The following is an 11,223-nucleotide window of genomic DNA, read 5'->3' on the forward strand; positions in this document are numbered from 1 at the left end:
AAAGTTTGAATTGTAACAAAGCCTTACTGGTGTCAAGCAGATGTTAATTATCATCAGAAAACTTAAAAATACATATAAATCAATATGTAAATCAATATGTAAATCAGGGCTTAAGCCAGGCGCAATACTGAAAAAAACACCATGAAAATCAAAATTGTAACAATGCATTGTATCCGCGTTCTGTTTTTGTACATATGAACAATAATTAATTAAAATTATACAAACGTGCAATAACATAAAAGGCACACAAATAAGCAATTTAAAACATAAAAATGGCTAAATTTTCACTTTGACAGCATCTTTCATTAATAAAGTGAGATAAATGCAATGGGTTAATACCATTATCTTGTTGAATAAAATTAATTTAACGTTAGTTATTGCTCTGAACAAAACTTTCACGCTAGAATCAGCTCACTTTATCGGCGAGTTGTAAAAATCTTGTCGATAAAACGATAACTTGTCGGAGTGCCACTAGGCTGAGATCGCGAAAGCGGGATCCGTAGAACCTGATTCAGACTAATATCTGCGAAGGAAACAAGAGAGTTCATTTTGAAGAGACAAGCTTAATTTCATCCGTCACTTCACCTGCAATTCCTCGTTATATTCTGCCTAATAAGCTCCGCCTGAATTTTAATGACTACCTTAGGGTATAAGTTCAAGGTGAGAGAAAATGAGTTCAACCAAAAATAATAGTGCTAATCAAACCAGACGTGAAAAACGTGAAGCCGCGGAAGCATTTCTAAAAAACGTATCTGATCAATCATTCCCCAATTCTAAAAAAGTTTACGTTGAAGGTAAAATTCACGACATTAAAGTCGGTATGCGTGAAATCACCCTAACCGATACGCTTGTTAGCGGCAGCAAAGACAACCCAGTATATGAAAAAAATGAACCGCTTTGTGTATACGACACTTCAGGTTTTTACACTGACGAAAATGTTGAAATAGACGTACACAAAGGCATTCCACGTTTGCGTGAAAGCTGGATTGATGCCCGCGCAGATGTTGAAACGCTTGACTCTAAAACCTCAGAATATACTCAACAACGTTTAGCCGATGAAGGTTTAGACCACCTGCGTTTTGAACATTTACCGAAAGTGCTGCGTGCTAAAAAAGGTAAAAATGTGTCGCAAATGCATTACGCCAAACAAGGCATTATTACCCCTGAAATGGAATACATTGCCATTCGCGAAAACCTAAAGCGTGAACAAGTAAAAGACGAAATTTTACTTCAGCAGCATAAAGGCCAATCATTCGGCGCGAGTATTCCTGAGCAAATCACCCCAGAATTTGTCCGTGACGAAGTTGCCCGCGGCCGCGCCATTATTCCGGTAAACATTAACCATCCTGAGTGTGAACCAATGATCATTGGTCGTAACTTTTTAATTAAAGTCAACGCCAATATTGGTAACTCGGCGGTAACTTCATCAATTGAAGAAGAAGTTGAAAAGCTGGTTTGGTCAGCTAAATGGGGCGCTGATACGGTCATGGATTTATCCACCGGCCGTAACATTCATGAAACCCGTGAGTGGATTTTACGTAACTCGCCAGTGCCTATTGGCACCGTACCGATTTACCAAGCGCTAGAAAAAGTAAACGGCGTCGCTGAAGACCTAACTTGGGAAATTTTCCGCGATACCCTTATTGAACAAGCCGAGCAAGGGGTTGATTATTTTACCATTCACGCCGGTGTATTATTACGCTACGTGCCGATGACCGCCAAACGTGTGACTGGCATAGTATCGCGTGGTGGTTCGATCATGGCTAAATGGTGTTTAGCGCATCATAAAGAAAACTTCTTATATACCCACTTTGAAGATATTTGTGAAATCTTAAAACAATACGATGTTTCGTTTTCATTAGGTGATGGTCTGCGCCCAGGTTCAGTGGCTGATGCTAACGACGAAGCACAATTTTCAGAATTACGTACGTTAGGCGAATTAACTAAAATCGCTTGGCAGCACGACGTGCAAACCATTATTGAAGGCCCAGGTCACGTACCGCTTCATATGATCAAAGAAAACATGGAAGAGCAATTAGAGCATTGTGGTGAAGCGCCGTTTTATACGCTTGGGCCACTAACCACGGATATTGCGCCGGGTTACGATCACATCACCTCAGGCATTGGCGCGGCTAATATTGGTTGGTACGGCTGTGCGATGCTGTGTTACGTAACACCTAAAGAGCATTTAGGCTTACCGAATAAAGAAGACGTAAAAGAAGGCTTAATTACGTATAAAATTGCCGCTCATGCCGGTGATTTAGCCAAAGGCCATCCGGGCGCGCAAATTCGCGATAACGCCATGAGTAAGGCGCGTTTTGAGTTTCGTTGGTACGATCAATTCAACATAGGCTTAGACCCAGAAACCGCGCGCGCTTATCACGATGAAACCTTGCCGCAAGAATCAGGCAAAGTTGCGCATTTTTGTTCAATGTGTGGGCCAAAATTCTGTTCTATGAAAATTTCTCAAGAAGTGCGCGATTATGCCGCTGATTTAGAAAGCGGCAACAAAATTGAAATTCAACTGCTTGATGAAACGGTTGTGCTTGATGCTAGCGTCGCGCAATCTGAAGTCGAAAAAGGCATGGCCGAAAAGTCGGCTGAATTTAAAAACGCCGGTAGCGAAATCTACCAACTTAGCAAATAAGCGCCATAGACAATGAAATCTATTGGTATTGTCGGTGCAGGTTTAATGGGGCGTTTAACCGCCCTAACCTTGCATCGTCATGGCTTTAAGGTCACGCTATTTGATAAAGACAGCCAAGCCGCGCATAACAGCGCCGCTTATGCTGCCGCCGGTTTATTAACGCCGCTCGGTGAAGCTATATCAAGTGAAAAAAACATTGTGGATATGGGCTTTGAATCCCTCAAGCTTTGGCCTGAGTTATTAAAAACTTTAGACGAATACGTGTTTTTTCAACAAAAAGGCGCGTTAATGGTCAGCCACGAGCAAGATAAAGGCGACTACTTACGCATTTTGCGTTATTTGCAAAATCACTACCCAGAGGCAAACAGCCAGCAAGTAAACCGTGAACAATTACAGCAACTTGAACCTGAGTTAGGGCGCAGTTTTCATCAAGGTTTATTCCTGCCTGATGAAGGTCAAATTGGTAACCGCCGCTTATTAATTGCCTTGAAAAAACAGTTAATCAGCGAAGGCATCAATTGGCTATGTGATTGTGAAGTCTCTGCGATAATGCCAAAGAAAAATGGCGCAACACTTCACTATCAACTTAATGGCAACAAAGCACAATCTGCCTTTGATTTAGTGATAGATTGTCGCGGTTTGGGGGCAAAGTCGAGTAAGCAAAAAGATAGTGTAAATCAGCTGAAAAATTTACGCGGCGTGCGTGGTGAGCTCTTTCAATTATTTGCGCCTGAGGTGAAATTATCACGACCGGTTCGGTTAATGCACCCAAGGTATCAGCTTTATATCGCGCCAAAAGATAAAGGTTTTTATGTGGTGGGCGCCACGCAAATTGAAAGCGATGATAACAGCCCAATGACAGTGCGTTCAGCTATGGAATTACTTAGCGCCGCCTATAGCGTGCATCCGGGGTTTGCTGAGGCTAATATTCGCCAGCATGTTAGTCAATGTCGACCAGCGTTTGACGATAATCAGCCCAAAATCACCTTAGGCAAGCATGTCATTCAAATCAACGGCTTATACCGTCATGGTTTTTTGATTGCGCCAGTATTGCTTAAACAAATTGAGCAACTAACGCTAAGTTTAGCTACGCATAACAGCCGCGATTTTTTAGCCCAGCCTTGCCAAATTAGCCAATACCTTAGCGAGCAAAATTTTCAATATTCACACTTACAGGCGATAACCGCTCATGAACAATATTCACATTAACGGCGAGCTATTTAGCTTTGACAAAAGACAAGCAGGCTTTTTAGATCAAGCCTTAAGCATGTATTTTCAAGGACAAACACAAAGTACCTTTGCAATTGCCCTCAATGGTGAATTTATTGGCAAAACTGACTATGCGCACACGCCAATAAAAAACGGCGATAGCATAGACATTATGCTGCCTATTCAGGGCGGCTAAGCCGTACTTACTGAAAAATACGCATAAAGACCACATTCAATTATTAAGAAGAACGTTATGTCATTAACCATATACGGACAACAGCTTAACAGTCGCTTACTGATCGGCAGCGCCCTTTATGCGTCGCCAGAGGTGATGAAACGCGCCATTTTAGCCAGTGGCTCACAAGTGGTGACACTATCGCTGAAACGCCAAAACCCAAGTGAAAAGTCAGGTGCGCAAATTTGGCAATACATTCAAGAAATTGTCAGCAGTGTTGATGGCTATTTATTACCCAATACCGCCGGCTGTCGCACCGCTCAAGAAGTTTTCACCTTAGCGCAAATGAGCCGTGAAATTTTTCAAACCGACTGGATAAAACTGGAAACCATCGGCGACGATTATAACTTGCAACCGGATCCGATTGAATTATTGAAAGCGACTGAAATGCTGATCAAAGCAGGCTTTAAAGTATTACCCTATTGCACCGATGATTTAGTGATTTGTCAGCGTTTATGGGATTTAGGCTGTGAAGTGATCATGCCTTGGGCATCACCTATTGGCACTGGCAAAGGGTTAATGAACCCATATAACTTAGAAACCATTCGCATGCGTTTGCCCGAAGCAACATTAATTTTAGACGCTGGCATTGGTAAACCGTCTGATGCCTGCTTAGCGATGGAAATGGGTTATGACGGCATATTATTAAATAGCGCGGTTGCCCTTGCCGATAACCCTGTTGCCATGGCGCAAGCGTTTTCAGGTGCCATTAACGCCGGCGAACAAGCCTATGTTGCCGGCATTATGAGCGAGCGCCAAACCGCACAAGCGAGCACGCCGACTTTAGATACGCCGTTTTGGCACCAACCGAGTGTTAAATAGGAAATTTTGATGACCGATAAAGCGATTGTTTGGAGTATTTCAGGCAGCGATTGCTCAGGTGGTGCCGGCATTGCCGCCGATATAAAAACCGCACAAGCACTTGGCTGTGAACTGTGTTATTTGATCACCGCCAATACCGCGCAAAATTCACAAAAATTAGTGGCGGTAAACCCAGTCAGTATTGATATTTTAGATCAACAAGCGCAAACCTTGCTTGCTGATAAACTCCCAGCGGTGGTGAAAATTGGTTTAGTGGCAAGCAAAGCGCAAATTACTTGGCTTTGTCAGTTATTAGCTGAGTTGAAACAGCAAAACAGCGCATTACAGGTAGTATTTGATCCGGTCGGCTCTGCCAGTGTTGGCGGCAAGTTTTCATCGTTAAGCACTCAAGATTTTAAGCCTTTACTTGCGTTAGTTGATGTTATCACGCCAAACCTTATTGAAGCGCAAGCGCTAAGTAGCGGCGATTGTAATAATGAAACTGAAAGTGAAAGCGACAATCCACAAGCTTTAGCGGAAAATATCGCAGCATTTGGTATCAATTCGGTCATCATTAAAGCTGGGCACAGCGACAATAAAACCTTTGCAAATGACTATTGCCTGCATAAGCTAAAAAGCACCGAAACCAGTAATGTCGTTAATGGTGAAACGATTAGCTATCAGCTAAATTCTCCGCGCATTAATAGCCATTTTAGCCATGGCGGCGGCTGTAGTTTTGCTAGCGCCATTAGCTGTTATTTAGCGCAAGGTTACCTATTACGCGACGCCTTTACGTTAGCCAAAACCTTTATCAACCAAGGCTTAAAAGCCAATGAAGGCAAGTGTGATTATTACGGCGCTTTTGAACAAGTTTCGCGACAATCAACCCCATCGTCACTAAACCAAAACCGTGATTTTTTCCCGCAAGTACAAAGCGCGCTAAATCTGCAATATCAACACTTAGCTGCATTTAAAAGTCTTGAACAACCGCGAAATGGCAAGCAAAGTTTAGGTTTATATCCAGTGGTCGACTCACTTGCATGGTTAGAAAAACTGCTGCCGTGTCAGCTTAATATTATTCAATTAAGAGTTAAAAATTTAGCTGGCGCTGCGCTTGAAGAAACCATTAAAAAAGCTATCGCTTTATACAAAAACTCAAACACTAGACTGTTCATTAACGACTACTGGCAACTGGCGATAAAACACGGCGCTTATGGCGTGCATATTGGCCAAGAAGATTTGCAAGATGCTGACTTAGCCGCCATTGAACAATCAGGTTTGCGTTTAGGTATTAGTACCCACGGCTGCTATGAATTTTTATTAGCCCAGCAATTAAAACCTTCCTACCTTGCCGTTGGCGCAATATTCCCCACCAAAACCAAAGACATGACTGGCCAAATTCAAGGCATAGATAATTTAAGCCAAATATTAACACTCACCACCGACATTCCCGTCGTCGCCATTGGCGGCATTAATCATCAACGGGCAGAACAAGTGTGGCAAACAGGTGTTGACAGCATAGCCGTGGTTACCGCGATTACTGAGGCGGAAGATTATCGAGCCTCGGTGAATAAGTTTAAAGCGCTACTCACTCGCGCAATAAACTAAAACTAAAAAGGTGCACTAATGCACCTTTTTTCATTCGTAATATTTACTGATTTAGACTTATTTTCGCTCGCCACGCTAACCATTCAGGTTTTGGATTGTCATGCAAAATAAACTGGTGTCCTTGTTCTACTTGCGCTTGTTCTATTTTAGCTTGTTCTATTTTGTCAGCCGACACTTGTTCAGCTTGCTCTTGCGTGTCTTCAGGTGTGGCAAAAGCAATACCGCCAGCAAGTACTGATTCTACCGATTCAACATCAACGCTCACGCCAGAAAAAATACCGCCTTCAAGGGTAAAGCCACTAGTATTCCAAAATTGACTATTACGTTTAACCAGTGGTGCGTATTTGTCAAAAATATTCAGGAAGATATCAACCGAGTCAGCACTCGCAGATAAATCAATGCCAATAACTTCACCCACAGGTACTTGACGGTACAGCACTGGGTTACCAACGCGTACCGAGCCAAGTCGCGCAGCGGTAACTTTAATATTTAAGCCATAGTTTAGCTGTTCGGTAACTGGCGCAATATTCTCTGCGACAAAGTGCGTTAGCAGCTCACCATTTCCAGGGCGAATATTAATAAAACCACCCTCGATAACAGAGCCGATATTTTTATTACCCACTAAACCTATTTCAGTTTGCTCTAACCAGAATTGAGTACCTTGTACAGCAAACTTACGGCCAAAATCATTCAAATAAGCAACGGCAATAATGCCTTGTGTTTCAGGGGCAAGGCTTAACTTAGTAATGCTGCCAATATCTTGGTTTTGATATTTAACTTTCATGAAGTTTTTTAAGCCTTTAGCTTCGTTGAAAAACAAGGTGATCGCTAAACCAGCTTGTTTGGCATACCCTAAGCTATTGTATAATGAGTATTTATCACCTTCTTGAACGACAAGATCTTCGCTATTTTCTGGTGGATTATAAAAGCTGATTCCGCCTTTTAATATTGCGTCTGCTGACTCAGTTTTAACAACAAAATTGGTTAAGCCGCCAGACACCGTGACACCGCTGGCATTATAAAAACGCGTTAAGCCATTTACCAAGTGTCGGTACTGCTCGTCTATGGTGATATTAATGTTAACGTCATCTTCGTTTTCATCGAGTGAAACATTATCCACTTCACCAACAGCAATACCACGATAACTAATTAAACTGCCGGAACTAACCACACTACCACTACTGGCATTTAACGTTAATTGCAGGCCTTCTGCGCTGTGATGTTTAATTGGCGGTACCAGTGACACATCAAACTGTTTTTGTTTATTACCTTCTCCGGTGTTGATGGCGATATAAGAGCCACCAAATAATGCTTCTGTGTCGGTTAATCCGGCCAACGACATTTTTGGCGACACTAGCCAAAATTGTGTTTTTTCACGTAAAATGTCTTCATATTCAGGCAAGATCCCCGCAATCATTCGATAGCCGTCTTTATAAGGGGTTAGCTTTTGAATAGCGCCGATTACTTGCCCTTGCAGCATTATTCGTGTGTTTTCAGAAATGCCTTTGACGTTTTTAATTGCTAGCTCAAAATTCACCCGTTGTTTGGCACGTTCTGCATCAGAAAATAAGGTAAATCTGTCGCCATTTTCAGCAAGCTGTTTATTGCTTTCTTGCGTGGTTTTGTCGTCTACAGCATTTTTATCCGCGAGACCTTTATCGAAGGCAATACCGCCTTGAACAATCGACATTAAGCTTTGCGCTTGCACTTCAAAGCTCTGTAAACCACCTGATATTTTCACGCCACTGACATTCCAAAATCGGCTGTCTTTAGCAACATAACTCTGATATTGGGGTTCAATAAAAATATGCAGTAAAAACTGATCGGGCCCTAAGTTTTCAATGGCTTGAATATTACCCACTTGTTGTTGTTGATAATAAATACCACTGCCAACCGTAAGTGAGTTCAGTTCAGTTGTGGTTAGCACTAAATGTAATCCCGACTCTGAATATTTATAAGCAGGTTTTTGTTTAAAAACATTAAAGCGTGATTTTTCATTGCCCGATAAACTAAAACGCACGCCAATATGATTACCAAGTAACAAAGACTGCATATTGGTAATACCCGCAAGACCAAGCTTAGCCGAGACTACATAAAACTCAGTGCCTTCGGTTAGATAAGGTACGACTCTTGGGTTCATCACGACTTTCGCGACTATTTTTCGCTTTTTAGGGTCGATATCTATAAACGACTCAACTTTACCAATGGTAAGCCCTTGATACATTATTTTTGTGCCAACATCGATGCCTGAATGCCATTCGAGTACCAACTCAATTGCATGGCCCATTTCAGCACTTTGAAAATCAGAGAATAACTCAAATATTTGCCCAGTTCTGGCCGGTGGTAAGGCAACATCATAACTGGAATTATCAAAGGCGATGCCGCCAACAATAATTGAGGCAAGTGAATCGGTATTAATCTTGATTCCTGAGCTTAACGACGCATTAACTTCAATGCCGCTAGCATTCCAAAAACGCGAGTTTTCTTTCACTAAATCCGCATATTCGGGCTTAATAAAGACACTCACATCAACTAGGTTTTGTTTGTCGTTATATTTAAAGCCTTCGACATGACCTACTGGAATTTGCTTAAAGCTTACTGGTGAGTTTTTACCTAATGAGCCAAGTGCTTGCGTTTGCAAAACAATATGCAAACCCGCTAAAGACTTATCAATATCAGGCTCTTCTATTAAGGCAATAAATTCTCGCTGTGAGTCGGCATCTTCGCCGATATATGGGCGAATATTAATATAACTACCGGATAATAACGTATCTAAGCCTTTAACGCCTTGAAAGGAAATATCCGCAGTAACGTACCAAAACATGGTTTTGTCGGTCAGCATATTCACTGTACTGGGGATCATTTCAATTTCAGCTTTTACATTTTGTAGATCACTAGTCACCTCTACGTTGCGCACTACACCAACGGTTAGTCCTTTGTAGCGAACTTCGGTTTTTCCGGCAACAATACCGCTGGCGCTTTCAAATTGCACTTCAATAAAAATGCCTTTTTCAGACAGTGCTTTGTACAGCAACCAACCACCAAAAATTAGAGCAATTGCAGGAATTAACCATACCGCTGAAAACCCTTCGCGTTGCTCAACTTTTACTGTGCTAATTTGGCCATCATTGGTCATTTTCTGGTACGTCCCATAATAATCGTGAATCAAAACTCTGTGCGGCAAACATGGTAAAAATTACCATTAGGGTGAAATAAGTACTACCAGCGCCAGCTTCAACCGAGGTGACAAACCCTAAGTTCACCACAGCAACCATCAATGCAACTACAAATACATCAAGCATCGACCAAGGCCCTAAAAACTCTATTAAATGAAATAGCTTAGCGCGGCGTTTAGCAGACAATTTAGAGCCTTTTTTAACGCTATACATTAATAAAATTAGCCCTGCTATTTTAGCAAGTGGAATTAAAAAGCTGGCAATAAATACCACCACCGCAATGGGATAAACGCCAGTTTCAGCAAAGTACTCTATGCCTTCTAAAATGGTAGAGGCATCGCGTTCACCAATGCTATTAATAACCATCATAGGTAATAAATTAGCAGGAATAAGGAAAATAATCGCGGTAACCGTCCACGCCATAGTAAGCTTCAAACTGTTTTTTTTACGTAAAGTAAAAGTCGCTAAACAGCGGGAACAGCATTGTTTTTCGTCACCACAAATGGGATTAGTTTTATGGCATTTAGGGCATAAACATAAACCTGACGCTTTAGCTGTTGCTGTGTTCACAAGCGTCCTCCAAGGTTTCCCACATGGTGTGTTGATCAAGGGTAACCGAAACCAATGTAGAGCACAGTAATAGCAAAACAAAGGCGCTAAAACCTAAGCCAACAGTTAAATCTGCCATGGATAATAGTTTATACATAGAAACGATAATGCCGAGTAAAAACACATGCAACATTACCCAATGATCTAGCGTATGGTACGAGCGGAAAAATTGTAATAACTGAGGTTTAACCCGACCGCGCTTTATGCAGTAAGCAATGTAAAAGGCGGTAACCAGTCGGACAATGGGTATTGCAATAGTAAATAGGAACAAGCAAAGACCAATAATATAAAAGTCGTTTTGAATTAATATCGCAATACAGTCAACCATAGATGCTTGATTAAAAAGCCCCACTAAACCCATGCCCATTAACGGCATGGTCATCGCGGGGATCAGAAATAATAAGCCGGCTAATGAAATCGCCAAAGTACGGTCAATCGAGTTAACTTTACTTTCAAATAATTTCGCGTTACAACGCGAACACATCGCTTTTTGTCCAGCATGTAACGCAGGCTTAGTTGCCAAGGCATCACATTTGGGACATATAATTATTTGGCGTAGATCTTGGCTAAACCCGCTCATGATCAACCTGTTGAAAATTAAGCACTAACATTCCTTAAGTGTAAGGTAAGTTAGGCTAATCGCCAATAGCGAAACAACACGCTCAACATTAAGTTACAAATTAAACAGCACTTATTAAGCAAGGTAACCCCATCTAATGCTTAGGTAATTTCCTATGCTTCGACAAGCTCAGCACGAACGGAAATTTTGGAGATTTAACACTAATTCCCCAACCGTTCGCCCTGAGCCTGTCGAAGGGTGCTTCTCGGATAGATTAGGATCAAACTGGGGTCAGTGACAAAAAAGAAGAAAGTAAGCGGGATTAACCATTTTTATTAGTCACTGACCCCTTTTCTTTGCATAAACAGAAATTTTGGAG

The 11,223-nt window shown here is 41.7% G+C and carries 8 protein-coding genes and 1 riboswitch; of the genes, 5 read left to right on the forward strand and 3 right to left on the reverse strand.

Annotated features, from left to right (window positions below):
• Positions 1 to 451: 451 nt before the first annotated feature.
• Positions 452 to 551, forward strand: a riboswitch (TPP riboswitch).
• Between the two features lie 119 nt (positions 552 to 670).
• Genes thiC through thiE form a run of 5 tightly spaced genes read left to right on the forward strand, consistent with a single transcriptional unit; the run spans position 671 to position 6,500 of the window.
• Positions 671 to 2,647 carry a phosphomethylpyrimidine synthase ThiC gene (gene thiC / locus ACRRSQ_RS07935; RefSeq protein WP_440875178.1) on the forward strand — a complete coding sequence of 659 codons (1,977 nt, stop codon included), beginning with the start codon at positions 671 to 673 and terminating at the stop codon, positions 2,645 to 2,647.
• Between the two features lie 12 nt (positions 2,648 to 2,659).
• On the forward strand, positions 2,660 to 3,856 hold the full coding sequence (gene thiO, locus ACRRSQ_RS07940) for a glycine oxidase ThiO (protein WP_440875179.1): 1,197 nt from the start codon (positions 2,660 to 2,662) through the stop codon (positions 3,854 to 3,856).
• Positions 3,837 to 4,052 (forward strand): sulfur carrier protein ThiS, encoded by a 216-nt coding sequence (thiS, locus tag ACRRSQ_RS07945; protein ID WP_440875180.1) that lies wholly within the window; start codon positions 3,837 to 3,839, stop codon positions 4,050 to 4,052. The genes thiO and thiS overlap by 20 nt, the downstream gene beginning before the upstream one ends.
• Positions 4,053 to 4,109: 57 nt before the next feature.
• Positions 4,110 to 4,913 carry a thiazole synthase gene (locus ACRRSQ_RS07950; protein WP_440875181.1) on the forward strand — a complete coding sequence of 268 codons (804 nt, stop codon included), beginning with the start codon at positions 4,110 to 4,112 and terminating at the stop codon, positions 4,911 to 4,913.
• A gap of 9 nt (positions 4,914 to 4,922) precedes the next feature.
• A complete protein-coding gene (gene thiE / locus ACRRSQ_RS07955) occupies positions 4,923 to 6,500 on the forward strand; it encodes a thiamine phosphate synthase (RefSeq protein ID WP_440875182.1) in 1,578 nt (525 codons plus the stop codon).
• A gap of 43 nt (positions 6,501 to 6,543) precedes the next feature.
• Here thiE and ACRRSQ_RS07960 read toward each other — a convergent pair whose 3' ends face one another.
• Genes ACRRSQ_RS07960 through ACRRSQ_RS07970 form a run of 3 tightly spaced genes read right to left on the reverse strand, consistent with a single transcriptional unit; the run spans position 6,544 to position 10,808 of the window.
• A complete protein-coding gene (locus ACRRSQ_RS07960) occupies positions 6,544 to 9,636 on the reverse strand; it encodes an MlaD family protein (RefSeq protein WP_440875183.1) in 3,093 nt (1,030 codons plus the stop codon).
• Positions 9,626 to 10,246, reverse strand: a complete 621-nt coding sequence (locus ACRRSQ_RS07965) for a paraquat-inducible protein A (RefSeq protein ID WP_440875184.1) — start codon at positions 10,244 to 10,246, stop codon at positions 9,626 to 9,628. Before ACRRSQ_RS07965 ends, ACRRSQ_RS07960 begins: the two co-directional genes overlap by 11 nt.
• The gene (locus ACRRSQ_RS07970) at positions 10,227 to 10,808 is read right to left on the reverse strand and encodes a paraquat-inducible protein A (RefSeq protein ID WP_440875185.1); all 582 of its coding nucleotides are present in this window, start codon (positions 10,806 to 10,808) and stop codon (positions 10,227 to 10,229) included. Before ACRRSQ_RS07970 ends, ACRRSQ_RS07965 begins: the two co-directional genes overlap by 20 nt.
• Between the last annotated feature and the right edge of the window lie 415 nt (positions 10,809 to 11,223).

The sequence above is a fragment of the Thalassotalea sp. PLHSN55 genome (genome assembly GCF_052030545.1).
Lineage (GTDB): Bacteria > Pseudomonadota > Gammaproteobacteria > Enterobacterales > Alteromonadaceae > CANMXU01.